Genomic DNA, 25,818 nt, shown 5'->3' on the forward strand with positions numbered 1-25,818 from the left:
CGCGACCTTGAGAATCTCGTTGGCACGACGCAATTCCTTGACCTCGCGCTCCAGGGCCTTCAGCCGTTCGCGTTCGTCGGTGCTCACGCCATCACGCTCACCCTGGTCAACCTGGTCACGCTTGACCCATTCGTGCAGCGTCTGCGGCGTACAGCCGATCATCGGTGCAATCGATTCGACCGCCGCCCACATCGACGGATGTTCCCTACGTTGCTCGCGCACCAGACGCACTGCGCGCTCGCGGACTTCCGGGGAAAACTTGGTTGCCTTCTTGTTCATGGCTCCATTCTCTCAAGAGTTGGAGCCTCCACCAAACCCGGCTCGGTTCAGATTGTCTTGAGCGAATTGCCCGCAATCGATCGAATCTGCAGTCGAAGATGCGTTCGACCGCATGCTATGGCAGTGGCCCAGCGGGCCACTGTTAGACGCTAGCTCCGCGGTAGGCGCCGCTCGCGCCAATTCTTTGCATCGGTCGCCGGGGACCAGCGGAAGCCTAAATACTTTCGTACGCTTGGATCTGTTGGTGGGGCAATACCCGTGCTCTCAAATGCGGTCTCAAAACTCACCTGCTGCGCCAGAAACGGAAGTCCGATGACGTGGTTGACAGCGCGACGGATATTGTTCGATACATTCAGGCCGCCTCGGTGATAAAGCATGGCATCCAGAACGATGAATGATCCGGCGGGCGCAGCAATTTGCTTCTCATGCTTCCGCACGAATTGATCGGTCGGAAACTCTTCAATATGATGCGTCGCTGGCAAGACGAATGACGCGCCGTTCTCGTGCGTGAATTCATCAATGCACAGAAGCGCATTGAATGCGATTATTTTAGAACTCGTCCAGTGCTGATAGCTAAGGTCGCGATGCCATTTTATTTGATAGTTCTGTCGATCGGGACGGTTGATAATCCCATTCTGTTGCATCAATACGAATTCCGGGCCTAGCAACTTCGTCGCCAGTTTCAGCAGATTCGGAGTGGTGGCTACGGTCAGAAAATCCGTGTCATAGGCCATCGCACAACGCGCAATGTCGGTGTCGCTAATACTTTCGAGTGCCTGCTCGCCGCCGAGTTCGCTGACTTGCGTACTATAGATCCGGTCAATCCCGGTTTTCAGGCGCTCAATGAATTCTGCGGAAAGTCCACTGTCGATCACCGTGTAGCCGTTAACGCGCATTTCTGCTGCGGCTTCATCAACGACATCTTCACCTGCCAGCCGCCGCGCTACTCCGTGAGTCGATACTGGCGTATTGGAATCCATCATATCTGCAACCTTATATAGAGAAGCTAAGGGGCGATGAGTTCTGCAACTGCGAAACCTTCGCGGCCAAATGCGTTGCCGTTATAAAAACAATAAGTTTTGTCTCTTACGCTAATCAACGCAGTATAGGAGATGCTATCCGAGTCGAATGATGCTGGCGAAACGTCCAAGCCAACTTGCTGGTCCATTCGTGCCCACTGGCGTCCATCGCAAGACTCTGCATATCCCAGGCGGTACGCCGCGACCGAAATGCGGCGAATGGAGTAGTAAAGCTGATATTTCCCCTCTGTCGTCTTGACGATCCACGGCCGTCCGATTCCGTGTTCATCCTCGTTAAAGCTCATGCACGAAATCCCTTCGTCGCCCCAGTTGATTCCATCGGTTGATTCGAGATACTTCAGCGAGTATCGAGGAACCTCTTTGCCATTTACGATGTCCCAAGTCGACCCTGCGGTGTACCACATCCTGAATTTGTCATCTTCTGCGATGACAAACGGCGCGCAGCGAAACATGGTCTCAGCATCTGTTGCGCCGAGAATAGGCTTCTCCTGTACGCGCTCGAACGTCTTCCCGTTATCGAAGCTCCGGGCCAGGCCCATGAAGATCTGATATCGAACAGTTTGAGACCGCGCGAAACCTGAGTAGTACATCAGCAGAGTACCGTCGGTATCACTGAGAACCTGGGCGCAAACGATGCCTCGCTCGTCGAAGGTGCCTTGATTGCCAACATCCATCAACGGCCCTGGCGAAGTTCCAATGATCTTCGTTGGATCCGAGGCATCAACGTCGACGAAATAGGGGCGACCGACGTTGTCTGCATCGCAGATCGTCAGGAATACGCGAATCGTCTTGTCGTCGATTAACAGGGGAGTTGGAACCATGGCACGTGTAGTTCCAGCCGGCGCATGCCTTGAGGTGTGGAAGACAAGTCCACGTTTGAGCCATTGCATGTTTGATTCGATGCTGAAAATAAGAGTCTGAATTATAGCTACCCGGTCGTGCTCCAGCGGAACCTTGGGGACACCAGCAATAGAGCTACTCGCGCTCTTGAGTATGCTTGCGAAGCCAATCGGCAGTCAGTCCAATCCCGACATCCAACGACACCTTCGGCGTCCAGCCCAGATGCGTTTGAGCCGCATTATTGTTCAATACACTAGCGGGCACATCAAAAATCCGGCCCGGTTGGTAAGTCCGCAGCACGGGATGTCCAACGTAGCCCTCGATCTTCTCAATGATCTCGTTCAGGCTCGTACCATAGCCGGAACTGATATTGAACACCGATTCTGTGCCTTCATACTGAATGGCACGTGCAAATGCCTCCGCAACATCCGAGATGTAGATGTAGTCACGCGTGACTGAACCATCGCCCCAAATTTCGATAGCTTCGGACCGAAGTGCCTTATCGAGAAATACTGTAATCGCGCCTTGAGCTGTCTGCACCCGTTGCCGCTCTCCGTAGGGGTTTGCCACACGGAGGATACTTGCCCTGATCCCATACTGTTGCTGGTAAAGCAGTAGATACTTCTCGATGGCAAGCTTCGAAATGCCATACGATACGCGTGGATTCGTCGGGTGCTTTTCGTCGATAGGCAGGTAAACCGGGTCGCCATACACAGTGCCACCCGATGAACTGAAGACGATTTTCTTCACGCCTTTCGCAACCATGACGTTCAGCAATTGCAGCGTTGCCACAACGTTGCTTTGCACGTCGTAAATCGGATCGTCATTCGAATTCTTCGGCAACGTCGTCGACACGAGATGAATGACCGCGTCGGCACCTTCAACCGCTTCCGTCACGTCGGCCAGACTGTTGAGGTCGCCGGTTAGCCAGCGGACGCTCTCGTTCTGCTCAAACTCACGATAAGCGGGAACGCGCGGCCGTTCGAAGACGCAAATTTCGTGGCCGTCTCGCAGCAGGCGATCTACGATAGTTGAGCCAATAAAACCACCACCGCCGAAGACAGTAATTTTCATGCTGTTACCTTCTTTTCCTGCTGCGAGATTTCAAGAGAAAGAGGGGCGACGCGAGGTGGCCATGCCAGGGAAAAATCCTCGAGATCGAGCGAAAGATTCGGACTGTAAGCGCGATCCTGAGTCAGTGCATCGCCCCAGCGCTTAAGCATGTATTCAACCTCCCGATTGAAGCGAGCCACTTTCTTTGGGTTGTCTTCCAGGCCACGCGTTGCCGATTCATGATGAAACAGTTCGGCGTAGGGTGTCCAGACATTCCGGTACCCCGCTTCGAGGATGCGCAGGCAGAAGTCGACATCGTTGAACGCGACCGCCAGATCGACTTCGTTGAGGCCGCCGACCTCTTCATAGATCGCTTTGCGCATGACGAGGCATGCAGCCGTAACCGCGGAAAAGGAACTGATAGCGACAGCGCGCGAGAAATAGCCAAGACTGTCTCGCGGGAAGAGCTTATGCGCATGGCCAGCGACACCGCCCACGCCGATGGTAACGCCTGCGTGCTGGATTCTTCCATCGGGATACAGCAGTCTTGCGCCGACTGCGCCGACACCGGGCTGAATGGCAAGCGACACCATTTCCTCAAGCCATGTTTCTGAAATGACTTCGATATCGTTATTGAGGAGGCCGACGATCTCGCCATTCGCATGCGCGCACGCCATGTTGTTGAGCGCGGAGTAGTTGAATGGCCGATCATCGCGAATCACACGAATGTTTTCTGCTGCCTGAATCTGTTCCAGATAGTCCAGCGTCGCTTGCTCGTCCGAGCCGTTGTCGACGATGATGATTTCATAGGGAGCGTAAGTCGTCTTTTCGACAATGCTGTCGATGCATTGTTTCAGAAGTTCGAGGCCGTTCCGGGTGGGAATGATCAGGCTGACGAGGGGGCGTTGCTCGGGCAGGCGGTACGTTGCGCGATAGCAGTACGGCGTGCCCGTGACGCTGCCGTCGATATTCTGCCGCGCGAAATGTTCATTCAGCGCGCGCTCGCCCGCGAGCATTGCGTAGGGCTTTGCATCTACCGTTGCCGCAGTGCTGCTCGAATGGACTCGCCAATGGTAGAGCACGCGTGGAATGTGGACGAATGCGGAGACGCCGGCGCGCTCGAGGCAGCGAAGCGCCAGATCGTAGTCCTGAGCACCCTCGAAGCCGATACGAAAGCCGCCGATCTCGTCAAGGAGCTGCTTCTGATAAACGCCGAGGTGACAAATGATATTTTGCGAATAAAACAAATCAATGTTCATTTCGCATTTGAAGTACGGGTCGTGGCGCTTGCCCTGTACATCGATTTTGTCTTCGTCCGAATAGAATACGCGTGCCTGCGGTTGCCGAATGATTTCCTTGGCGACGCAGTAAAGCGCGTGTTGTGCGAACAGATCGTCCTGATCCAGCAACGCCACCCATTCGGATGTCACCAATTCCAGTGCGCTGTTCGACGCCGCCGAAATGTGGCCATTTTCTTTCCGGTAGGTCACGCGGATGCGCGAATCCTCGCGAGCATATTGCTCAAGCAAAGGGCGGACTTCCGGGCTCGTCGAAGCATCATCCGCGATGCACAGTTCCCAGTGCGGATAAAGCTGATTGCGAACGGAATCGATCGCCTCGATCAGCCAGCTGAGTTCGGCATTGTAGGTCGGCATGACCACGGAAATCCGCGGCGGCGTGGGCATGCTCGCAATATCGGATTTGATGAGTTCGATAGCGTCGTGATCGAGGCTGTCGTAGCGCTTGATCCATTCGGCATAGTCGTGGTTGGGCGCGGGGCGGCTGATGGCGCGTCGCTTCAGTCCGTCAAGCCCCTCTCGCTGGATGACGTTCGTTGCTTTCCTCAGGAGGGGATATACGCCGTCGCGTCTGATAAGACTCGCAAGTCTTCTGACAATTGAGGTGTATTTCTTCATAGAGACAGATCTATATTCCTGAGTGATCAAAATGGCCTGCTATGTCGCCGCCAGCCCAATGGGAAACGCTTTTCATCCACGTGGCCAGTTAAGGTCTAGCAAATAGCACCCATTTTTTAATGTTTTTTTGCGATTAATTTGCCGATGGAGCTATTGTACCGGCTGCCGTCTCGGGCAATCGATATGTCGTGCTATCGACAGAGTAAAAGGGACGGAGCTGGTCGTCCGTGAGATGGAGATGCCTGGCTTTGCGTGCAGAACACTATGCACCTGCTCTGCACCGCAGCTCGTGCCGAGTATGGTACATGATCAGATTGGAGGCGACAAAGTGTTTGGGGTGCGTAGCGTCCTGCCTTGACTCTCTGGATGGATCGGGTGCTACGGGGTGCTACGGGGCGCTGCGGCGCCGCTGCAGGCAATTCCGGGCGCAAAGGTACGATGCGATCGATCAAAAAGATCAAATGTAAGCATTAGTCTCACGAAGACACAAGCGGTGGCGAGGATCGGCTAATATAGCGGCACGTCAATTTTGCGTACCAGCGGTGAGCACGTTGTTTTTTGTCAGTCCGGCGACCTGTCTCCGGAACTTTTCGATCTGCAATATGAGCACCTGATTAAATGTACGGAAGCCCGTCTGATGCCAACATCATCGCAGCAAAAATATCGAAAAAAAAGCGGAGTGTCGAAACTCGCAATAACCTACGCGATTCTGGCGGCCATTGCCACCGCAATTAATATTGGCGCGCAGGATGTTTCGCTTCGAATCTATTCTGGCCAATTTTCAATCGCAGTGTCGGTAGCAGTCGGAACTATCGTTGGTCTGATCGCGAAATATATACTCGATAAAAAGTATATTTTTTCGTTTAAAGCCAAAGATGCAGCTCACGATGTGCGAACTTTTGTTGCTTATGCCGCAATGGGTCTCGTCACAACGGCTATCTTCTGGTCATTCGAATTCGGCTTCAATCAGATGTTTCACACCAAAGAAGCGAGATTTACCGGTGCGGTCATAGGATTGGCGATTGGCTATATTTCGAAATATATGCTCGACAGGAAGTTTGTGTTCGTCTCTGCCGAAGCAGAGTGATCGATATTCTGTGTGCTGTCAGGTTTAGCCGATTTCGCTAGTTGTCTTGTGTCACAACATTGAGGTCGCGAGCGCGGGGACTCGATAGAGTTCCCCGGCTGAACAAAGGCGATAGGGATAACTGGTCAGATTTCGTGACCGAGGAACGATCGGAAAATACGATCGAAATCCGTAAAATGGTAGATTTCACCCCAAATCGGGGAGAAATCCTGATTGAGTTTGTTGAATATCTGAAGATCAGTTTTATTCAGCTCAGTCGCGAGATGAATATCGTCGGCATCAAAATTATTATAGCCGGCTTCTGAAACGCGAATTGTGTGTTGGGGTGAAAATCGCATGCCGCTCATCGCAAACAGCAATTTTACAGACGCTACGTAATTCTCCTGGAAGCCAATCCAGTAGTAATTTTTCTTGATCCATTCGGCCGCTTCCTCCCCGTTATCGTGGATTCCAGGAGTCAGTTGCCGGGAAATTCCGTTGATATTCTCCGGGCATTGGATAAAATGGCGGAAATTGGGATATTGCTGCTTGAAGGCGGCGTTATCGGGATGCGCGCTCGAGGAGTGATACTCGTAGAAAGACGTAAGGCGGGAGATCGGATTCCGGATGAAGGTTACGAGTCGGCCATCCGCAATATTTTTTGTCCGCGCGAGCTGGTTATAAGAGAAGTGTCCCGACACCATTCTGCATTTCGCTATGCGATGGCTATCGAGATCCGCCAGATTGCTCTCCATGACCGCCGTGTACTTTTCGGCGCTCACAGGCAGTTCGATTTTTGAAAAATCGACGAATACGTTCTCGGATGGCTGAAATCGATCGGCAAGTTCTTCGCGAAACGATGAGCCGGCGGTTTTCGCAACGTGCAGGAAAACAAGGGGTTTTCTTTGCGCGTGCTCGTCGCCAAGGCATTGCTCAAGAAAAGCTTTGGTTCCGAGTTCGAATAAACTGCCAATCATTTTGCTATTCCTTTTATCTGAACTGATGTGTTCACGACGTCGCTTCCGCAAAAGGCGTAAGTCCTTGGTCTCGCGATAGCCTGGATGGGTGAATTACCCGCTCAGGTTTTCAGGCGAGAAGTGAAGGCTGACGTCCAGGTTAGCTAACCCGCCTCGAGGCGATTGCATCTACAGCGGCGCTATCACGATAGTTCTGATTGTTGCCAATAAAAAATTAGTTGTGCAAGAAGCGTGCGCCCTGCGTCGCTCGTAGCATCGATTTAATCGACGCTGAGACTCGCCGCAGGGCGGTTAGTGCGCGGCTTACTTGCCGCAGCCGGTCGGCTCAATGTTGAGGTTGAGCCAGTCGCTATCGGGGTTTCCGTGGTCGTCGACGAGCACCTTCACGGGCGGGGATCCGACAGCAACCGAAAAGTCCACATCGTGTCCTCGGCTCACGACACCCTTTTGCGTCTGGCCCTGGCTATTGATCGTGGTAATACCGATCACGCCACCTCCGCGTTGAATTGCATCTGGCAAGACGCCCTTGTCGAGGGTGGCGACTACGTTGACGCCAGAGCAGGTGGCATCGTCGGCCAGGCGCCCGAGATCGATCGAAAGGGCGGTCGGATCGCCGACGCCCGGATGGACGAAAAGGACTTCGTCGGTCATTTTCGAAACAGTACCGGTCTGACGCCCGAGGTGATCGACGTGGACATAGTTCATGATGCTGCTGGTCTGAACATTGCCCCAATCGGTCATGTCGAGCGACGTGCGGCGAAGCAGGGTGTAATAGCGCGAGAGGGGGATCTTTGTCCAGCCAGGCGCGCCATTCTGCAGAAATTCAGTGAATTCCGTGTGCCCGGTTTCCTTGGACCATTCGAGTAGCGGGGCGCTGACCATGACGCCATTGATGTGCGCCTGATCGAGATATTGGATCATGTTCTGTGCCTGGGCATCCAGCGCGTAGAGCGAGTGGCAGTTCTTCGCCGCGTAATAGCACCAGCCGCCGTCCATCTCAAGCAATGCCCCGAATGGTTTTTGCATTCGGAGCGCCGTGGCGGTGTCGAGGTGAGGTTGTTCGCCGGCTGGAAGCGGCTTGACGACTGCCGCTGTCAGCACCAGCAGAATCGCCGCACCGATTGCCGTATCGCGAGCACCAAGCCAGCGAAACACCAGCGCGATCAGGAGCATCATCAGCGTGGCGGCCACGACGAGATAGTGGTCGCGAGCAAAGATGAGGACAATCGACATCGCAGTGGGCACCGCGATGACGATCCAGGCGACCACGCTGGCGAGATCGAGAGGACGTCGGGTCCGCTTCGTGAGGCACCATGCAGCCAACGCGACGACCGCGATTGCAATGACGGGGTGGTTGGTGGCTATGCCTGCCAGTGCGCCCAACCCGGCTTTCACGCCGCTCTCGATGTTGTAAACGAAATACCCCAGCACGCGGGCGGGGTAGAGTCGGAGCGCATTCATCTCCGACGTGGCACCCGGAAGATACTGGGCCAGAAGCTTCTCGTAGTTGAAGAACGGGTCGATATTGATCTTGCCCGTGTCCCGAAGATAGAGGCTGAAATGCTGGCCAAACGCCTGAAGCGCGCGCGCGCCGCCACGCAGGACAGGGAACGTCCAGAGCTTGACCAACACAGCGACGATCACCAGGATCCCGACGGTAACCCAGGGCCACGGCCGCGCTGTAACGAACTGCCGGTAGCTGAACGCCAGGGCCACGATGGCGATGGCGGTCGCGGCGTAAAAGGCAATCACGAATTCAGGCCGGATGAAGGTGACGATAAAAGCCGTCAACGCAACGCAGGCCATTTTCGAATGAAAGCGGGGCAGGCGCGTGGAAATTGCAAAACCGATGCTCATGAGCGCGATGGCCGCGTAGACGAGTTTCGGGAGCGCTTGTGAGTAGCCCGAAGAGATCAGAATCGCGGTGGTGATTGCCGACAGTGCGACATTCCGGCTGATGACGAAAACCGCCAGTGAGGTAGCGATGATCCCAGCAGCAACGACCGCGACGCCCATCCAGATGTGCAGGGTCATCGGATCGGGGTCAATCGCCGACGCGATCCGGTAAATGTATGAGTAAAGCGGAGATCCCTCGTAATTGAGGAATCCGTGGTTCCAGTTGAATATCCCGCTTGCCATGTAGAACGTTTCGTCCCACATCTGAATGTCCCAGATATGTGGGGCATTTCGTAAAAACATGGCGACACAGAAGATTGTGAGCACGCTCACCAAACCGACTAGAGCCTTCCGTTTCATGATCACTTGATTATGTATCTTCGTATCAGACATGGCATGCGAGTTTAACAGTACTTCCTTACTGCGATTCCGGGGCTGTAAAGGATCGTGAATACCTCGCGGTTTTGCACGATACGACAGCTTGTGGCAGCGCCCGGCGCGTCGATCTGGCAATGCATTCAACGCGCTGATGCTTGCTCATTAATCCAGTTTCAGTTCGATAGGGCAGCGTGAAGCTTTGCCATCGGCCTGCACCATCCATTCGACGGTTCGCGGATGATCGAGCGTGCTCAGATCGAGCATGACACTGAATCCCGATGTGGCGAGTTCCGGGCGGTGAAGCGCGAGTGCGACGTCGGGGCGATTTCTCGGCTCGGCCGTGAAGTAATGGGGGCCGTTGGCATCACGCACGATGAAGTACGAACGGATCGATTTCGCGTCTGCTGCCGAAGCCGGCGCCGACCAGCCTTGCAGCGACAAGACGTTGCCCGGAGTCGCGACATGCGTTTGCGCGACGTATGGCGTGTTGTTGACGAGGTCGAACGTGCAGCGCGGTGGCGAACTGGTCTGTGCCGTGTCAGGCGGCGCGTCCGTCGGTGACGACAGGATCAGCTTGCTCGCGGAGGGTTGCGGAGTAATTTCGATACGACGAAGCTGGACGCTGTAGTTGTCGCTCCACAAATGCCGGTGTGACGCTTCAACCTTGAATGCCACGACCTTGCGCGCGGACTGGACGCCACTCGCCAGCGCGATGAGATCCTCGGGGCGGTTCAGGAAGGGCGACAGAATAAAACCGCCGCTGCCGACTGCGGCGATGAAGCGCCGGCGCACGACGCTGCCGTCGTCGAGCGTCAACTCCAGTGAGAGTTCCGGGAGCCTCCAGGCCGCGCTCAACAGCTTGCCGGCAAGCGTCGGTTTGATATCGAGCGTGGCCCATAGCGGCTGGCTTGCGCTGAGTTCAACGCGTTCGCCAAGACGGGCATGGCGGGTCATGAGCGGCGTCGGCTCGATCGCTGCGGCAGGCGGCCCGGCGTGTCGTTCGAAGCGCACGTACTGCCCATCGTACGCGACCGGCGAATATCGGGCCAGCAGGCCGACTACGCTGGACGCATCGTCAAGCGTGGGCATGCGGTTGTCGATTGGCGCGAAGGTGAAAAAGACGGTGTGGGCGCCCGAGCGCTCGAGATGCTCGGCATTGGCGGCGTCGAGGCGCGGATCGTAGACCGAATAGCTCTGAAAAATCGGCCGGGGCTTCCAGTGGAGGCCGTTTGCGAAGACCGAAGAAAGCTCCGTCGGATAGAGGTCGACGGTACCGCTTACGGCGGGCAGGCGCTCCTGGGTGCGAATGGCTTCGTTTGCGTTCGCGAACTGGGCCGGCAGGCTGGACGGCGACTCGATGCGCGTTTCGATGCCCGCGATTGTGCGCGTCCATGCGCCGTTCAAAAGTTCGCCGGCGTAGCCGAATCCCATCGGGAATACGGCGTGCCCGACGATCTTCCACGTCGCGACGACGACGATCCACAACATGCAGGCCGGCAGCGGTGCGCTTCGAGCGGCGGCAGCAAAGGCGATGAAGAGCAGGAAGCCGGTCGTGATGAACACGTGCCCGTCTTGTCGCACCATCCCCGCCTTGAAGCCCACGAACAAGACCATGACGAGTCCGAGCGTGGCGCACCAGCCGACCAGACCTCGTCCGCGCCCGAACGTTACATGGAAGTAGATCGCGATGATGAGCGAGACCCCGGCGACGAGGGCGGGAATCCAGAGGCGGCCCGGAAACGACATCGCATTCGTGTAGCCGGAGATGATCGGTGCTTGCGCAATAAAGTAGCCAGGCAGTGCCTCGAGCGGTTGGCCCGTGCTCGTCCACGCCACGATCAGACCGGCGACGCAGAGTAGAAAGAACATCGCGGCTTTCGCGCGATTCTGGCGGGCCAGCATGACGAAGGCGAGCGCGCAGGTCGCCCAGACCGAGCCAGCGAAGCTGGCCTTGACGATCGGCGTGATGATGATGGCAATCGTGGCGAAGCCGATCCCGAGTTGTACGGGTATCGTCGGGCGCAGATAGAAGCGGTCTTCGGCGACGAGTTGCGTCCGCGCGATGACGTACAGCAGGAGAAACGGCGCGGCAAGGAACACGCTGTCGCGCACGAGCGCCATCGCGACGATGGCGGGAAGGAGAAGGGCGTAGGCGAGCCTGCCGGGCGACAGCGCCAGCGCCATCAGCAGACCGAACCCGCAGGCGAAAACGGTGCTTCCGACCATCATCAGCGTGTCGGTTGCGGGGCTATAGAGCGTCGAGTAGACCGAAGCAAGCGGGCCGAACGTGAAGATAACATCGCGGCCAAATACGAGCTTGTGCTCGACCGCGACGTTCAGCGCATAACGCCACGAATTGTCGAGCCCTGCGAGCGGCATGCTGGGGGCGAATGGGATCAGGAGCAACGCGGCGATCACCAGTGAGGCGATGCCAATTATGTTGCCTGTCGCCAGGAGGCGCTTGCTCGAAGTGGTAATCATCGTTTTCGTGCTTCTTTGACCGGACTTCGACGGTCCTGATCGTGTTTTCAGGCCCTGCGTGCATTGCTGCGGCCTGCCGCGAAGCGAACGCAGGCTGCGGCGCTCGACGCCGGGCCTTCTCGGGTAATTCGGGAAATACGTACCGATACAGGCACCCACACCCGGTTGCCATGTCCGGCTTCCACGCCAGGCCGCGTGCCGATGGCCATCACGCGGATGTCGTGACTGCGGCAATGGCCATCGGGGAAGGGCAAGCTGCGCATTCGTCGCGTCGATACGTCATGGTCGACGGGATCGCACATCACGTGCCGCGTTGCTGACGTTCTCGCGCACCTGTTCGGCGTCGGTGGCCGGTTACAGCGAAGCGCGTTTGAACAGGAATTTGGGCACGCTCCGGATGATCAACATGATCAGCGACCAGAACCACGGCGTGTACAGCACGTCCTTCTTCTTTTCGATGGCACGCGTGATATCGCCCGCGACCTTGTCCGCCGTGGCGACGAGCGGACCCGGGAGCGGCAGGCCCTGCGTCATCGGCGTGGCGACGAAGCCCGGCTTGATGGTCACGACGTGTGCGCCAGCCTTGAAGAGGCGCGCATTCAAGCCCTCGCAGAAGGTCGAGAGGGCGGCCTTCGCGCTGCCGTAGAGATAGTTCGACGGACGACCGCGATCGCCGGCCACCGAGGAGATGACCGCGATGGTGCCGCTGCGCTGCGCTTCAATCAGGTTCGCGATGGGCGTGAGGAGGCCGATGATCGACGTGACGTTCGTGTTGAATTCGCGCATGGCCACTTCGGCGCTGTCCTGGCACTGCGCCTGGTCGGGCAGCGTACCCGGTGCGACGAGAACGATATCGATCTTGCCCAGTTCCGCCTGGCAACTTTCCAGCATGGCGGCGTGGCGCTCGACCTCGTTGATGTCGAGTTGAAAGCATGCCGCGCGCTTCGCGCCGCGTGCAACGAGGTCGTCCGCGACTTGTTGCAGGCGTTCGCCGTTGCGAGCAACGAGAAAGAGGTTTGCGCCTTCAGTGGCCCAGCGACGGGCACAGGCCGTAGCGATCGCCGAGGTCGCGCCTACGATGAGGATATTTTTCATGTTCGAGTAGTTCGTTCCCAGAATCGCGAAAGCATTGCGGGGTCCCGCAAGGTTTCCAGTTGTTCCCATTGTGGATAAGCCGCCCGGAAGTCCTCTCCCGACATATGGGCGTCCTTCGCGGGGTACAGGCGCCCGCTCGCTTCCCTGACGATCGCATCGAGGCGTGAGAAAAGTTGCGCGTTAGCCGCGTCTCGCTGAGGAAAGTCGAGTGCGAGCGAAGTACCCTCGCGTGGGAACGACAGCAGCCCCGGCGAGCGAATATCGCCGCAACGCTTGAGCACGGCGAGGAAGGAGCCGGTGCCGCTGGTTGCAATCGCATCGAGAATGGCACGCGTCGCATCGCGTGCAGCCTCCGGAGGAATGACGCACTGGTACTGCTGAAAACCTTTGCGCCCATAGATGCGGTTCCATTCGAGCAGGCTGTCGAGCGGATAAAAATACGCGTCGTAACTGACCTTCGCGCGCGTCTCGCCCCTGGGTTGGCGGTGATAGTAGAGGCCGTTGAACGCCCGCAGGGTGAGCGGATTGAAAAGCGGGATAGGCAACGTCACCGGGACGGTCCGCTTTTTTCGGCAGTCGACTTCCAGCGGACCGTCCTGCGCATGATCGCCGACCATGAAGATGCCGCGCCCCAGCGCCTGTCCGCGGCTCTGGCAATCGACCCATGCGACGCTGTATTCGTGTAGCGGATCGAGGCGGGTGGAAAGCTCGAAAAACTCGTCGAGATTATCGAAGCGGATATTTCTGACGTCGATGAGACTCGAGCGGATCGGCATCAGTTGGATTTCCGCCCACAGAATGAGTCCGGTGAGCCCGAGGCCCCCGATCGTTGCGGCGTAGAGGTCCGCGTGAAGCTCCGCTGAGCACTCGAGCACATTGCCGTCGCTGCGCGCGAGGCCGAAGCGGCGCACGTGGCGGCCAAACGTCCCGCGCACATGATGGTTCTTGCCGTGCACGTCGTTCGCAATCGAGCCGCCGAGCGTGGCGTACTTCGTACCGGGCGTGACCGGGAGCATCCAGCCACGCGGGATGGCGACGGCGAGAATCTGCTCGAGCGTGACGCCCGGCTCGGCGCGCAGTACGCCCGTCGTCCAGTCTGCGGCGATTACGCGATCGAGAGGCAGCGTCTGCAGCACGTGGTCCGATGCGGCGAGGCAACTGTCTCCGTAGCTGCGACCGTTGCCGAAGACGAGTGCGTTGCCGTGCTCCTGCGCGAGTGCCTGCCAGGCGGTCATGGCGCTGTCGCGCCACGCAATCGGGTGCGCCTCTTGTGGGTGGACGGGATATCGTCCCCAGGACAGAACCGTGCTCATAGATCAGATCGCAGCCCAGAACACGATGCCGCAAAGCGCAACGACGGCAAGGCTGACCCGATCACGCGCGGCAAACACGATCGGATCGTCGTGCATCAGGCCGCGGTGGGCGATGATCCACGTTCTGCTGATCCAGTAGAGCAGCAGCGGGCAGGCCAACCAGATGAACTGGGCGTTCCGGTACAGCTTGGCCGTGTTGGCGTCCTGAATGTAGAGCGCCAGCACGAGTACGGACAGATATCCCGATGCCGTTCCGAGCGAAGAGATGAGCGACAGGTCGCTCGCCACGTAGCCGCGCCCGCGCGTTTTCACGAGACCGCGCGCCTTCATCGAGTGCAGTTCCGCGTATCGCTTGACGAGCGCGAGGCTCAGGAAAATGAACATCGAAAACGCCAGCAGCCAGAAAGTGGGCTGCGCGCCGATAGCTGCCGTGCCGGCAATGATGCGAATGGTGTAGAGGATCGCCAGCACGACGACATCGACCATGACCTGCCGCTTGAGGTACATCGAATAGGCGAGCGTGAGCGCGTAATATCCCACGAGCACCGCAGCGAACCGCCAGGGCAGGAACAGCACAGTGAGTACGAAGGCGCTCACCAGCAAGACTGGAAAGAGTCCGATTCCCCAAGTTAGCGGCAACGCGCCGGACGCGAGAGGGCGCTTTCGCTTGGTCGGATGGTGCCGGTCGTCTTCGAGGTCGAGCAGGTCGTTCAGCAGATAGACGCTCGATGCACACAGTCCGAAGGCGAAAAACGCGAGCAGCGAAGCAAGGACGAGTCCCGTATTCGAGAGTTCGTGGGCGGCAAGCAGCGGCACGAAGATCAGAAGGTTCTTCAGCCACTGATGTAGACGCAGCGATTTCGACCACGTTTTCAGGGAGGGCGGCCGCGATTCGATCACGCGCTCGACGTTACCCACTTTACGCGCCGCGCGTTCGACGCCAGCCGACGGGTTGACCACGTACGCGCGCGCTGCGGATTGCCAGACGGCCACGTCGTCATGCGAGTTGCCCGCATAGTCGAAATTCTTCTCGCCGAATTCAGCCACGAGTTTGTCGCGCTTGCGCTCGGCAGAGAGATTCGTGTTGCTGTCCGTTGCGAAGGTCTGGTCGAACAGGCCGAGGTGATTGGCGATCGCGTGTGCGTAGCGTTCGTGACTCGCCGTTGCGAGCACGAGGGTTCGGCCAGTCTTGCGCTCCTCTTCGAGCCAGCTGAGCACGGCGGGATCATACGGCAGCACGGAAACGTCAACGTTCGTCGTTTCCGCGAGTCCTGCCTTCAGTGCGGGCTTGCCGCCACGCGTCAGCCACAGCAACGGCCTGTAAAAGCGATGCGGCGCTGACGTCAAATAAGCGAAGCCCGATTCGATCAGGATATCGGAGCGTATCAGCGTGCCGTCCAGGTCAACAACGAGTGGTCTGCTGTTCATACGGTAGGCCTGCGGGCACCTTATTGATGGGGCGTGGAAGGTAGAAATGGCGCTTCGCCCGGGAAGTCCGGGAAAGTTGCCAAACACGAAATTTTACCGGATATCGCCAACCGGTTACATTTGTTGCGGTTCAATTCACGTACGGTGGCTCACTCCAGGCAGCCGTATGCGGTGTAGGAGCCGGCGTCCGCCAGGCATGCCGATGCTCGCTTCATTCGGCGATGCAGGCTGCGCGGCGCGCTGCGATCGCCGCATCGCTGCGGACAAGTTCGGTGTTGCTGGGAGCCTCGGGCGTCGTGGTCAGGAGCGCCGTCAAGCCGGATTGCAAAGAAAATAGGGGGCGATTGAGTGGCGGCCAGATGCGTTTCGGAGTGGTCGAGCTCGCCTCGCCTCGGCGAAACCTGGCGGTGACGCCAGATGGTGCCTTGAAGTAACAGCAAGTAATAACGCCGGCGGCAGGGCAACAGTCAGGTGTTGGGTTTTGACACGGCTATTCCGGGTATGTGGGCTGTGCGCGGGCGCCGCTACTGTACTATTCGCCCACGTCAGGGGCAACCGCGCGCCCCGGAGATATCGGGCGCGGAGGAGCGTAATCCCCGTAACACTTCGAAAGTGCAATTGCCGAAAGTCGAAGTTTTCGCGACACTACGTTTTTTCTGGCACCTATTTAGTCACATTTGCGCGTGGCGTTGTCCCGTCGTCAAGAGAGAATGAGTCCGGTATCAAGTAACAAGCATCCGCATTTGTCGGTGTCAGTCGTGGTCTACCATCCTGATCCGGCATTGCTGGCTCGCACATTGGCAAGTCTTGCCCGAGCCGCTTCTTCTGAGACGCTCTCGGGCAGGGAAGTGCACCTGCTTATTGTCGACAACGACGGGCTGCCCGATGTCGGCGCCAGCGTCGACGAACTGTCGCGCGCGGGCATCAGCCATACGGTGTTGCGCGGCCACGGCAACGTCGGCTACGGCCGCGGCCACAATCTCGCGATCGCGCAGGCATCGAGCCGCTACCACCTGATCCTGAATCCCGACGTCGACATCGAGCCCAGCGCGCTGCTGAAAGCGCTGGAGTTCATGGACGCCCATCCGGACGCCGGCCTGCTGACGCCCGCAATCGTCGACGACTCGGGCCAGCTTCAATACCTCTGCCGCCAGTTCCCCACGCTCATCGATCTGTTCGTGCGCGGTTTCCTGCCGCGCGCGGCGCGCCGGCCGTTCGAGTCGCGTCTCGCGCGCTACGAAATGCGCGCGCAGATCAACGAGCGCGACACGCTCTGGGATCCGCCCATCGTCAGCGGCTGCTTCATGCTGTTCCGCACCGACGTGCTGAAAAAGCTCGCGGGTTTCGACGCGCGCTACTTCCTCTATTTCGAGGACTACGACCTGAGCCTGCGCACGCACGAGGTCGCGCGCGTGGTCTACGCGCCCGCCGTGCGCGTGCTGCATCACGGCGGCGGCGCGTCGCGCAAGGGCATGGCGCACATCCGCATGTTCGCGGCGTCGGCGTTCAAGTTCTACAACCGGTTCGGATGGAAGTGGCTTTGAGCAGCGTACTGGTGACAGGAGCCAACGGTTTCGTCGGGCGCGCGCTGTGCCGCACGCTCGCACACGCGGGTCACGAGGTGACCGCGCTGGTGCGGCAAGGCGGTACCGATCGCGCCGATGGCGTGCGCGAATGGCGTCACGCCACGGCGGATTTCGCTGGACTCGAGCAAGCCTGGCCGCAAGGCTATGCGCCCGATTGCGTCGTGCATCTGGCCGCGCGCGTCCACGTCATGCACGACGAAGCGCCGGACCCGCTCGCGGCGTTCATGGCGACTAATGTCGAAGGCACGCTGCGGGTGGCGCGTGCCGCGCGGGAGCAGGGCGCGCGGCGCATGGTGTACGTCAGCAGCATCAAGGCCATCGCGGAAACCGACGGCGGCGTGCCCCTCGCCGAATCGACGCCGCCTCAGCCGCTCGATCCTTACGGACGCTCGAAGCGCGCGGCGGAAGAGGCGCTGTGGCGCTTGAGCGAAGAAACGGGCATGGAGATCGTGGTGGTGCGGCCGCCGCTCGTCTATGGTCCCGGCGTCGGCGCCAATTTCTTGCAGATGATGAATGCGGTGTCGCGCGGCATTCCGTTGCCGCTCGGACTCGTCGATGCGCGCCGCAGTCTCGTCTACTCCGATAATCTGGCCGATGCGCTGATGCATTGCGCCACCGACCCGCGCGCCGCCAACACCTGCTTCCATGTCACCGATGGCGACGATCCGTCGGTCGCGCAGTTGCTGCGCACGCTCGGCCGCCACCTCGGCAAGCCCGCGCGCCTGCTGCCGGTACCGCCGCGTCTGCTGCGCGCGGCCGGTGCGCTCGCGGGCCGTGCCGCCCAGATCGAGCGGTTGACGACGAGCCTTCAGGTCGACGCCTCGCGCATCCGCGCGCAGCTCGGCTGGTATCCGCCGGTGAGCCTGGATGCCGGGCTCGAGGCCACCGCACGCTGGTTTCGTGCGACGCACTGATCACGCGGAGAGCGTATATCTACATGCTGCACGCACCGAATTCGCTGTTGTTTTCTTCGTCGACCCTGACGCTCGTGTCGATCGCGCTGGTGTGCGCCGTCGCGTGCGCCGCCGTCCTCGCGTTCCTGCTCAAGACCGGCCTCGCCTGGCGGCTCGCGACCGACATCCCCAATGAGCGCTCGCTCCACGTGCGCCCGACGCCGCGCGTAGGCGGCTGGGGCGTGATTCCGGTCGCGGTCGTGGCGATCCTGCTGGTTGCGCCGTCGCTCTGGCTGATCGCGCTCGGCGCGGCGTTCCTCGCCGCCGTTTCGCAGATTGACGACCGGCGCGGCCTGCCCGCGCGCGTGCGCTTTGCGGCGCACTTCGTCGCCGTGCTGGCGCTGATCGTCGGCTATCCGGCCCCGATTCCCTGGTGGTGCGCGGCCATACTGGCGTTTTTGCTGCTGTGGCTGGTCAATCTCTACAATTTCATGGACGGCGCGGACGGCCTCGCCGGCGGCATGGCGCTGTTCGGTTTCGGCGGCTACGCGCTGGCGGCGTTCGCCGGACCGCAGCCGATGCTCCCGTTGAGCTGGGCGTGCGTGGCCGTCGCGGGCGCGGCGGCGGGCTTTTTGCTCTTCAACTTCCACCCGGCCAAAATCTTTCTCGGCGACGCCGGCTCGATTCCGACCGGCTTTCTGGCCGGTGCGCTAGGCTACTGGGGATGGCGTGGCGGCGCGTGGCCGATCTGGTTCCCGGCGCTGGTTTTCGCGCCGTTTATCGGCGACGCGTCGGTCACGCTGATTCGCCGCCTGCTGCGCGGCGAAAAATTTTGGCAGGCGCATCGCGAACACTATTATCAACGGATGGTTCGACTCGGTACCGGCCACGCTGTCACGGCGCTGTCATGGTATCTGGTAATATGCGTGGGCATAGTAATTGCTTTATGGGCTTTGGGGCGCTCCCCGGCCCAGCAGTGGGGGATCGTTGCAGGCTGGGCTGTCGTTCTTGTTCTGATGGGTGCGGCAATCGACGTGCGCTGGCGTAGTTTCCAGTCCCTAACCAGTCAATCTGAGGTCGACGCTGATGCTCCGCAATAAAGCCACCTGGCTCTCGTTCAGCGCCTTTCTGTTCGATATCGGCGCCGTGGCCGCCGCCTGGCTGACGGCCTATCTTCTACGCTTCAATGCGTCCGTGCCGTCCGAGTTCTGGCACGGCGCGGTGAACACCCTCGTCTGGGTGCTGCCGATCTACGCGATCATGTTCCGCATCTTCGGGCTCTACCGCGGCATGTGGGTATTCGCGAGCCTGCCCGACCTGTTGCGCATCTCGAAGGCCATCATCTCGGCCGGGCTGATCGTCATGATCGTCTCGGTCCTGTTGCAGCCGATGCCGATCATCCCGCGCTCGGTGCTGATCGTCTCGCCGCTGCTCCTGTTCTTCGTGATGGGCGGCGCGCGCGCGCTCTATCGCGCAACCAAGGAGTTCTACCTGTACGGTGGTCTCGTCGCCCAGGGCAAGCCGGTGATCGTGGTGGGCGCAGGCGGCGCGGGCGCGAGCCTCGCGCGCGAACTGTCGCGTTCGGCGGAGTGGCGTCTCGTCGGTCTGCTCGACGACGATCCGGCCAAGCAGGGCCGCGAAATCTACGGCTACAAGGTGCTCGGCCCGATCAGCGACATCTCGCGCTGGGCCGAAGAACTGCGCTGCGAGTTCGCGATCATCGCGATTCCCTCGGCGTCGGCGGAAGTGCAGCGGCGTGCGGCAACGCAATGCGTGCGCACAGGCGTGAAGGCGCTGATGCTGCCGTCGCTGACCGAACTCACGCCGGGGCGCGGCTTCCTCTCGCAGGTCCGCAACATCGACCTCGAGGATCTGCTCGGGCGCGACGCGGTCAAGATCGACACGCCGCACGTGGAAGCGCTCCTGAGCGGCCGCGTGGTGATGGTGACGGGCGCGGGCGGCTCGATCGGTTCCGAACTCTGCCGCCAGATTTTGCGCTTCGCGCCGGCGCAACTCGTCGCGCTCGATCTCTCCGAATTCGCGATGTACAAGCTGACCGAGGAGATCCGCGAACGCTTCCCCGAGCTCTCTGTGGTGCCGATCGTCGGCGATGCCAAGGATTCCTTGCTGCTCGACCAGGTGATGGCGCGTTATACGCCGCACATCGTCTTCCATGCGGCGGCGTACAAGCACGTGCCGCTGATGGAGGAACTGAACTCGTGGCAGGCGATCCGCAATAACGTGCTCGGCACCTATCGCGTGGCGCGTGCGGCGATCAAGCATCAGGTCCGCCACTTCGTGCTCATTTCGACCGACAAGGCCGTTAATCCCACCAACGTGATGGGTGCGAGCAAGCGGCTCGCGGAAATGTCGTGTCAGGCCTTGCAGCAGATCAGCGAGCGCACGCAGTTCGAAACCGTGCGTTTCGGCAACGTGCTCGGCAGCGCGGGCAGCGTGATTCCCAAGTTCCAGCAGCAGATCGCGAAGGGCGGCCCGGTGACGGTTACGCACCCCGAGATCACGCGCTTTTTCATGACGATTCCGGAAGCGTCGCAACTCGTGCTGCAGGCATCGAGCATGGGGCACGGCGGCGAAATCTTCATTCTCGACATGGGCAAGCCCGTCAAGATCGTCGATCTCGCGCGCGATCTGATTCGTCTGTATGGCTACTCGGAGGAGCAGATTCGCGTGGTGTTCACGGGACTGCGGCCCGGCGAGAAGCTCTACGAAGAACTGCTCGCCGACGACGAAGCCACGACGCGCACGCCGCATCCGAAGCTGCGTATCGCGCGTGCGCGCGAGGTGCCGAACAACCTGCTCGATGAACTGCTGCCGTGGCTCATGCAGCATCGCGTGCCTTCCGACGACGAAGTGCGGCGCGATTTGCGGCGATGGGTGCCGGAGTATCAGCCTGCGGTCGCGCCTCAGCTTCAGTCAGTCGGCACGAGTTCTGTGCGGGCGGCGAGCTAAAAGAAAAAGGCGAAACACCTGTGTGTTTCGCCTTTTTTGTTGGGCGTCTGAAGCAAGCGCATGAAGCGTGGACGCAACCGTGCCGCGCGATCCTTTAGCCGATGACGCCGGCGCCAACGTGATGCTTGCGCGCGAGATGCTCGACGATGTCGTCGACGCAACGTTCGACCGAGGCGCTGTGCGTTCGCAAGGTGAGGTCGGGGTGAGCCGGCGCATGATATGGCGAGCCGATGCCCGTGAACTGCGGAATCTCACCGCGCCGTGCGCGCTTGTACAGCCCCTTCGGGTCGCGTTCTTCGCAGATTTCGAACGGCGTGTCGATGAACACTTCCACGAATCGGTCGTCGCCCACGATGCGTCGCGCATTGTCGCGGTGTTCCGGTTCCGGCGAGATCGTCGCGGTGATGGCGACAAAACCTTCCCGACAAAACAAATCCGCCACGTGAGCCACGCGGCGGAGGTTTTCGGTGCGGTCGGCTTCGCTGAAGCCCAGATCGGAGTTGAGGCCGGTGCGCAACACGTCGCCGTCGAGCACGGTAGAGCGAATGCCGAGCGCTTTCAGTCGTTCGACCAGCGCACGCGCGATTGTCGATTTGCCCGCCCCGGACATGCCGGTGAGCCAGACGACGGCACCCGTCGATGTTGCTGTTTCCACCCCTTTGCGCCCCACTCAAGTAAAGATTGGTTTAATTGAGTGGATATTCTAACTTCATTACGGGCGCTGTAACGTCGACGTAATAAAGTGCAATAAAAAATCAGCGGGCGGATTTTTTGTCACTTCGACCCTAAGTGCGCTCCGGCGGGGCCTGGCAGGCCGCCCCTTATTTTTTCTTTACTCAAACCCGTGCGGATTATTTTCCTGCCAGCGCCAGTGGTCCACGCACATGCGCTCGATGCCGAATTGCGCTTTCCAGCCAATCAGCTTTTCCGCCGTGGCCGGGTTCGCATAGCACTCGGCGATGTCGCCCGGCCGGCGCGCGACGATCTCATACGGCACCGGTCGGCCCGACGCCTTTTCGAACGCCTTCACCACGTCCAGCACGCTATAACCCTGACCGGTCCCGAGATTCACGACAAAGCCTTCGCCGCGCGCGGCCAGCGCGTCGAGCGCCTTCAGATGCCCCTGCGCCAGATCGACCACGTGGATGTAATCGCGCACGCCCGTGCCGTCCGGCGTCGGGTAATCGCCGCCGAACACGCGCAGGCGCTCCAGCTTGCCCACCGCCACCTGCGCGACATACGGCATCAGATTGTTCGGAATACCGGCCGGATCTTCGCCGATCAGGCCGCTTTCGTGCGCGCCCACCGGGTTGAAATAGCGCAGCACGGCAATGCGCCACGACGGATCGGAGATCGCGACGTCGCGCAGAATCTGCTCGGCGATCAGCTTGGACTGGCCGTACGGGTTCGTCGCCGACAGCGGGAACGTTTCGTCGATGGGCGAGCGCTCCGGCACGCCGTAGACGGTCGCCGACGAGCTGAACACGAACTCCTTCACGCCGTGCTGGCGCATCACGTCGAGCACCACGAGCAGGCCGTCGAGGTTGTTGCGGTAGTACTCGATCGGCTTCGCGACCGATTCGCCGACCGCCTTGAGCGCCGCGAAGTGGATCACGCCCGTGATCGAATGCGCCTTGAAAATGCGCTCGAGCGCCTGCGCATCGCGCACGTCGGCCTCGTAGAAGGCGACCGGCTTGCCGGTGATCTGCGTGACGCGCTTGAGCGATTCCTGACGGCTGTTGACGAGATTGTCGACGGCGACGACGTCGTAGCCGCCGTTGAGCAGTTCGACGCAAGTGTGCGAGCCGATAAAGCCCGCGCCGCCCGTGACGAGGATCGTGCCTTTTGAGTTCGTCGCTGCCATGCTCTGGTTCCGTATCGTCAGACTGCGTTCAAAACGTCGATCCGGTCAACTCCCGGATCGTTTCCCGGTAGCGTTGTACCACAACGCGTTCGTCGAATTCTTTCGCAATTTTTTTCCGGCCGCGCTCGGCCATTTTTGTTCGGTCCGATGGGGACATATCGAGCATGCGCGCCATCGCCTGCGCGAGCGAAGCCGCGTCGCGGGCGGCGCAGAGCAGGCCGTTTTCGCCGTCCGCGACCACTTCGCGGCAGCCGGGCACGTCGGTCGCCACGATCGGGCGGCCCATCGCGCTCGCTTCCATCAGCGTGCGCGGCACGCCTTCGCGGTACGAGGGCAGCACCACGCAATCGGCGTCGGCAATATAGGGGCGAACGTCCGCCGTTTCGCCCAGATAAGCGATCACGCCTTCGCGTTCCCACGCGGCCACTTCGTCGCGCGTGATCGCGCTCGGGTTGTCGACGCCGACCGGCCCGAGCAGGCAGAAGCGCGCCTGCGGATACCGCGCGCGCAGCGAGCGCGCGGCTTCGACATATTCGCCGACGCCCTTGTCCCAGAGCAGGCGGCCAATCAGCACGAACGAAAATTCGCTGCGCTCGGGCAGCGGCGTGAACGCGAAGTCGTCGAGATCGACGCCTTCGCCGTGCAGCAGTCGCGCGCGTTCAGGATGAACCAGCAAATTCTGCTCGCGGAAGGCGGTTTCGTCGTCGCGATTGAGGAACCAGACTTCGCGCGGGAAGCGGAACGCGAAGCGATAGAGCCGTTTGGCGACCTGCGCCGCGCGGCTTTTCTGGATGAAGACGTAGCCGAGCCCTGTGGTCACCGCCACCGACGGCACGCGCGCGAGCCACGCCGCCACCGAGCCGTAGATGTTCGGCTTGATCGTGTAGTGGAACACGACGTCGGGCCTGAGCGCGCGATAGTGGCGGCGCAGCGCGAGCAGCGTGCGCAGATCGTCGAGCGGATTGGTGCCTTTCGACGCCACGTGCAGGTCGATGCAGCGGCAACCCATCTGCTCCAGCGGTTCGAAGGTGCGGTCGCGCGGCGCGATCACCGTGACCTGCGCGCCGGCTTCGTTGAGCGCGCGCAGCAGGCCCCGTCGATAGGTGTAGATGGCCCAGGCCGTATTGCAGACGAGCACCACGTGCAGCGGCAGGCGGCGGGCGGGCGAGGGTTGGGCGGCGGGAGCAGCGGAGGAATTCACGAAGGCCGGATCGTCGAGAGCGTCGATGGGCCGGGCGCGAGCCCGGCAAGGGGCCACATTTTAGCCGAGGCGGCGTGGGCCGCCGGGGCGCTTCGGGCGCGCAGGAACGATTGTCGCGGCGATTGTGGCGGAGCCAGGGCGCGACCGATGGGCGCGAGGGTGCAGGCGGCTTACACGTGGGCTACACTCCAGGCCAGCGCGCGGGCGTCGGCTGGCATCGCATTGCACCGGCCTTGTATCGCCTTTGCATCGGCCTTGTATTGGCCACACACCGCGCGCTGGACCTTGCCGGGTCCAGACTCACTCAGACCCATTCCAACAAGCGCGCCGCTTCTTCCGCCATGCTCCGTTCCCTAGCCGCTCTGCTGATCTTCCAGTGTCTCGGCGAGAGCGTTTCCTACGTGTTCTCGCTGCCCGTGCCCGGTCCCGTGATCGGCATGCTCCTGCTGTTCGCCTTCGCGATGATGCGGCCCGCCGCCGCCGAAGCCATCGAGCCGACCGCGCTCGAATTGTTGCGCCACCTGTCGCTGCTCTTCATTCCGGCGGGCGTCGGCATCATGGTGTCGGCGCAGGCCGTGCGCGGCGAAGCGTTCGCCGTGATCGCGAGTCTCGTCGTGAGCACGACGCTCGGCATCGCCGTCACCGCGCTCGTGACGCGCGCGCTGCTGCGTCGCCAGCGCCGCCACGAAATCGGCGAGGAGGGCGCAGCGTGAATACGTCGTTGCCGTTTGCAAAACTCGACGCCATCTGGGTCTATCTCGCCGCTTCGCCGCTGCTCGGACTCACGCTCACGCTGGTCGCGTATCTGATCGCGCTGAACGTCTACGCGCGCGCGAAACACAACCCGCTGGCGAATCCGGTGCTGATCGCGGTGGCGATCGTGGTCGTCGCGCTCAAGATCACCGACACGCCGTATCGCACCTATTTCGAAGGCGCGCAGTTCGTGCACTTCCTGCTCGGACCGGCGACGGTCGCGCTCGCGCTGCCGCTCTATCGCCAATGGAACAAGCTGCGGCGCACGGCGCTGCCGCTCATCGGCGGGCTCGTGGCCGGTTCGCTCACCGCGATCGTGTCGGCGGTCGGCATCGCGAAGCTGTTCGGCGCGACGCATCAGACGCTCGCGTCGATCGCGCCCAAGTCGGCGACCACGCCCATCGCGATGGCGGTCGCCGACAAGGTCGGCGGCATTCCCTCGCTCACCGCCGTGCTGGTGATCTCGACGGGCGTGTTCGGCGCGGTGACGGCGCGCTGGATCCTCAACCTGCTGCGCGTGCGCGAGACCGAAGTGCGCGGTTTCGCGATCGGCGTGGCGTCGCACGGCATCGGCACCGCGCGGGCGTTTCAGGTCAGCGAGGAGATGGGCGCGTTCGCGGGGCTCGGCATGGGGCTCAATGGGGTTTTCACTGCGTTCGTCGTGCCGCTGCTGTTGCCGACGCTGCTCGGCTGGTTATGAAACGTCGCTTTTGCGCGCGTCTTGTGCAGCGCGTTATGAGGTTAACCCCGCATCCACGACGCCCTTTTGATTGGAGTTCTTCCTGCAAA

The 25,818-nt window shown here is 60.5% G+C and carries 21 protein-coding genes; 7 read left to right on the forward strand and 14 right to left on the reverse strand.

Annotation, left to right across the window (positions count from 1 at the left end; translation table 11 throughout):
* The 5 genes from BMY06_RS18990 to BMY06_RS19010 all read right to left on the reverse strand — a co-directional run.
* The coding region (locus BMY06_RS18990) for a transposase (RefSeq protein ID WP_143064428.1) at positions 1 to 279 on the reverse strand (279 nt) is incomplete at its 3' end.
* Between the two features lie 149 nt (positions 280 to 428).
* Positions 429 to 1,262: a phytanoyl-CoA dioxygenase family protein gene (locus tag BMY06_RS18995; RefSeq protein WP_074984600.1), complete on the reverse strand. Its 834-nt coding sequence runs from the start codon at positions 1,260 to 1,262 to the stop codon at positions 429 to 431.
* 23 nt (positions 1,263 to 1,285) lie between these two features.
* Positions 1,286 to 2,209 carry a glycoside hydrolase family protein gene (locus BMY06_RS19000; RefSeq protein WP_074984602.1) on the reverse strand — a complete coding sequence of 308 codons (924 nt, stop codon included), beginning with the start codon at positions 2,207 to 2,209 and terminating at the stop codon, positions 1,286 to 1,288.
* Between the two features lie 85 nt (positions 2,210 to 2,294).
* The gene (locus BMY06_RS19005; protein WP_074984604.1) at positions 2,295 to 3,233 is read right to left on the reverse strand and encodes an NAD-dependent epimerase/dehydratase family protein; all 939 of its coding nucleotides are present in this window, start codon (positions 3,231 to 3,233) and stop codon (positions 2,295 to 2,297) included.
* Positions 3,230 to 5,128, reverse strand: a complete 1,899-nt coding sequence (locus BMY06_RS19010) for a glycosyltransferase family 2 protein (RefSeq protein WP_074984606.1) — start codon at positions 5,126 to 5,128, stop codon at positions 3,230 to 3,232. Before BMY06_RS19010 ends, BMY06_RS19005 begins: the two co-directional genes overlap by 4 nt.
* Positions 5,129 to 5,657: 529 nt before the next feature.
* Between BMY06_RS19010 and BMY06_RS19015 the strand changes: the two genes are divergently transcribed.
* A complete protein-coding gene (locus BMY06_RS19015) occupies positions 5,658 to 6,215 on the forward strand; it encodes a GtrA family protein (protein WP_237181332.1) in 558 nt (185 codons plus the stop codon).
* A 125-nt stretch (positions 6,216 to 6,340) separates the two neighbouring features.
* On the opposite strand, the gene BMY06_RS19020 is transcribed toward BMY06_RS19015, so the two are convergent.
* The 6 genes from BMY06_RS19020 to BMY06_RS19045 form a co-directional block, all read right to left on the reverse strand.
* Entirely contained in the window at positions 6,341 to 7,171 is an 831-nt protein-coding gene (locus BMY06_RS19020; protein WP_074984610.1) for a sulfotransferase family 2 domain-containing protein, read from the reverse strand.
* A 303-nt stretch (positions 7,172 to 7,474) separates the two neighbouring features.
* A complete protein-coding gene (locus BMY06_RS19025) occupies positions 7,475 to 9,460 on the reverse strand; it encodes a hypothetical protein (protein ID WP_074984612.1) in 1,986 nt (661 codons plus the stop codon).
* Positions 9,461 to 9,607: 147 nt separating this feature from the next.
* On the reverse strand, positions 9,608 to 11,926 hold the full coding sequence (locus tag BMY06_RS19030; protein ID WP_124262394.1) for a hypothetical protein: 2,319 nt from the start codon (positions 11,924 to 11,926) through the stop codon (positions 9,608 to 9,610).
* A 354-nt stretch (positions 11,927 to 12,280) separates the two neighbouring features.
* Complete coding sequence (locus BMY06_RS19035; protein ID WP_074984615.1) at positions 12,281 to 13,021, reverse strand: SDR family oxidoreductase; 741 nt, start codon at positions 13,019 to 13,021, stop codon at positions 12,281 to 12,283.
* Positions 13,018 to 14,334 (reverse strand): FAD-binding oxidoreductase, encoded by a 1,317-nt coding sequence (locus BMY06_RS19040; protein WP_074984616.1) that lies wholly within the window; start codon positions 14,332 to 14,334, stop codon positions 13,018 to 13,020. The genes BMY06_RS19035 and BMY06_RS19040 overlap by 4 nt, the downstream gene beginning before the upstream one ends.
* A gap of 3 nt (positions 14,335 to 14,337) precedes the next feature.
* Positions 14,338 to 15,762, reverse strand: coding sequence for a UbiA family prenyltransferase (locus tag BMY06_RS19045; RefSeq protein ID WP_074984618.1), 1,425 nt, complete (start codon positions 15,760 to 15,762; stop codon positions 14,338 to 14,340).
* Positions 15,763 to 16,472: 710 nt separating this feature from the next.
* Here BMY06_RS19045 and BMY06_RS19050 point away from each other — a divergent pair.
* The 4 genes from BMY06_RS19050 to BMY06_RS19065 are packed head-to-tail and all read left to right on the forward strand — an operon-like array spanning position 16,473 to position 21,211.
* Complete coding sequence (locus BMY06_RS19050) at positions 16,473 to 17,306, forward strand: glycosyltransferase family 2 protein (protein ID WP_074984619.1); 834 nt, start codon at positions 16,473 to 16,475, stop codon at positions 17,304 to 17,306.
* The gene (locus BMY06_RS19055; protein ID WP_074984620.1) at positions 17,303 to 18,262 is read left to right on the forward strand and encodes a UDP-glucose 4-epimerase family protein; all 960 of its coding nucleotides are present in this window, start codon (positions 17,303 to 17,305) and stop codon (positions 18,260 to 18,262) included. Before BMY06_RS19050 ends, BMY06_RS19055 begins: the two co-directional genes overlap by 4 nt.
* Before the next feature lie 23 nt (positions 18,263 to 18,285).
* Positions 18,286 to 19,341: an MraY family glycosyltransferase gene (locus BMY06_RS19060; protein ID WP_065057275.1), complete on the forward strand. Its 1,056-nt coding sequence runs from the start codon at positions 18,286 to 18,288 to the stop codon at positions 19,339 to 19,341.
* Positions 19,328 to 21,211, forward strand: a complete 1,884-nt coding sequence (locus BMY06_RS19065; protein ID WP_074984621.1) for a polysaccharide biosynthesis protein — start codon at positions 19,328 to 19,330, stop codon at positions 21,209 to 21,211. The genes BMY06_RS19060 and BMY06_RS19065 overlap by 14 nt, the downstream gene beginning before the upstream one ends.
* Before the next feature lie 94 nt (positions 21,212 to 21,305).
* Here BMY06_RS19065 and cysC read toward each other — a convergent pair whose 3' ends face one another.
* From cysC to BMY06_RS19080, 3 genes are all read right to left on the reverse strand, one after another.
* The gene (gene cysC / locus BMY06_RS19070) at positions 21,306 to 21,881 is read right to left on the reverse strand and encodes an adenylyl-sulfate kinase (protein WP_234774825.1); all 576 of its coding nucleotides are present in this window, start codon (positions 21,879 to 21,881) and stop codon (positions 21,306 to 21,308) included.
* 162 nt (positions 21,882 to 22,043) lie between these two features.
* Complete coding sequence (galE, locus tag BMY06_RS19075) at positions 22,044 to 23,075, reverse strand: UDP-glucose 4-epimerase GalE (protein WP_065057278.1); 1,032 nt, start codon at positions 23,073 to 23,075, stop codon at positions 22,044 to 22,046.
* Positions 23,076 to 23,103: 28 nt separating this feature from the next.
* Positions 23,104 to 24,228, reverse strand: a complete 1,125-nt coding sequence (locus BMY06_RS19080) for a glycosyltransferase family 4 protein (RefSeq protein WP_124263347.1) — start codon at positions 24,226 to 24,228, stop codon at positions 23,104 to 23,106.
* 389 nt (positions 24,229 to 24,617) lie between these two features.
* Between BMY06_RS19080 and BMY06_RS19085 the strand changes: the two genes are divergently transcribed.
* Both BMY06_RS19085 and BMY06_RS19090 read left to right on the forward strand, forming a co-directional pair.
* Complete coding sequence (locus tag BMY06_RS19085) at positions 24,618 to 24,989, forward strand: CidA/LrgA family protein (protein ID WP_065057279.1); 372 nt, start codon at positions 24,618 to 24,620, stop codon at positions 24,987 to 24,989.
* Positions 24,986 to 25,729, forward strand: coding sequence for an LrgB family protein (locus BMY06_RS19090; protein WP_244144392.1), 744 nt, complete (start codon positions 24,986 to 24,988; stop codon positions 25,727 to 25,729). The genes BMY06_RS19085 and BMY06_RS19090 overlap by 4 nt, the downstream gene beginning before the upstream one ends.
* The last annotated feature ends 89 nt before the right edge of the window (positions 25,730 to 25,818 follow it).

It is taken from the genome of Paraburkholderia tropica, from assembly GCF_900109265.1.
Classification (GTDB): domain Bacteria; phylum Pseudomonadota; class Gammaproteobacteria; order Burkholderiales; family Burkholderiaceae; genus Paraburkholderia; species Paraburkholderia tropica.

What these genes read in the sequence shown, in the direction of transcription:
- BMY06_RS19065 (WP_074984621.1), top strand. Translation starts at nt 19,328, where the DNA reads ATGCTCCGCAATAAAGCCACCTGGCTCTCGTTCAGCGCCTTTCTGTTC.
- BMY06_RS19060 (WP_065057275.1), top strand. Translation starts at nt 18,286, where the DNA reads ATGCTGCACGCACCGAATTCGCTGTTGTTTTCTTCGTCGACCCTGACG.
- BMY06_RS19010 (WP_074984606.1), bottom strand. Translation starts at nt 5,128, where the DNA reads ATGAAGAAATACACCTCAATTGTCAGAAGACTTGCGAGTCTTATCAGA.
- BMY06_RS19020 (WP_074984610.1), bottom strand. Translation starts at nt 7,171, where the DNA reads ATGATTGGCAGTTTATTCGAACTCGGAACCAAAGCTTTTCTTGAGCAA.
- BMY06_RS19085 (WP_065057279.1), top strand. Translation starts at nt 24,618, where the DNA reads ATGCTCCGTTCCCTAGCCGCTCTGCTGATCTTCCAGTGTCTCGGCGAG.
- BMY06_RS19030 (WP_124262394.1), bottom strand. Translation starts at nt 11,926, where the DNA reads ATGATTACCACTTCGAGCAAGCGCCTCCTGGCGACAGGCAACATAATT.
- BMY06_RS19005 (WP_074984604.1), bottom strand. Translation starts at nt 3,233, where the DNA reads ATGAAAATTACTGTCTTCGGCGGTGGTGGTTTTATTGGCTCAACTATC.
- BMY06_RS19045 (WP_074984618.1), bottom strand. Translation starts at nt 15,762, where the DNA reads ATGAACAGCAGACCACTCGTTGTTGACCTGGACGGCACGCTGATACGC.
- BMY06_RS19040 (WP_074984616.1), bottom strand. Translation starts at nt 14,334, where the DNA reads ATGAGCACGGTTCTGTCCTGGGGACGATATCCCGTCCACCCACAAGAG.
- BMY06_RS19035 (WP_074984615.1), bottom strand. Translation starts at nt 13,021, where the DNA reads ATGAAAAATATCCTCATCGTAGGCGCGACCTCGGCGATCGCTACGGCC.
- BMY06_RS19000 (WP_074984602.1), bottom strand. Translation starts at nt 2,209, where the DNA reads ATGCAATGGCTCAAACGTGGACTTGTCTTCCACACCTCAAGGCATGCG.
- galE (WP_065057278.1), bottom strand. Translation starts at nt 23,075, where the DNA reads ATGGCAGCGACGAACTCAAAAGGCACGATCCTCGTCACGGGCGGCGCG.
- BMY06_RS19050 (WP_074984619.1), top strand. Translation starts at nt 16,473, where the DNA reads ATGAGTCCGGTATCAAGTAACAAGCATCCGCATTTGTCGGTGTCAGTC.
- BMY06_RS19025 (WP_074984612.1), bottom strand. Translation starts at nt 9,460, where the DNA reads ATGTCTGATACGAAGATACATAATCAAGTGATCATGAAACGGAAGGCT.
- BMY06_RS18995 (WP_074984600.1), bottom strand. Translation starts at nt 1,262, where the DNA reads ATGATGGATTCCAATACGCCAGTATCGACTCACGGAGTAGCGCGGCGG.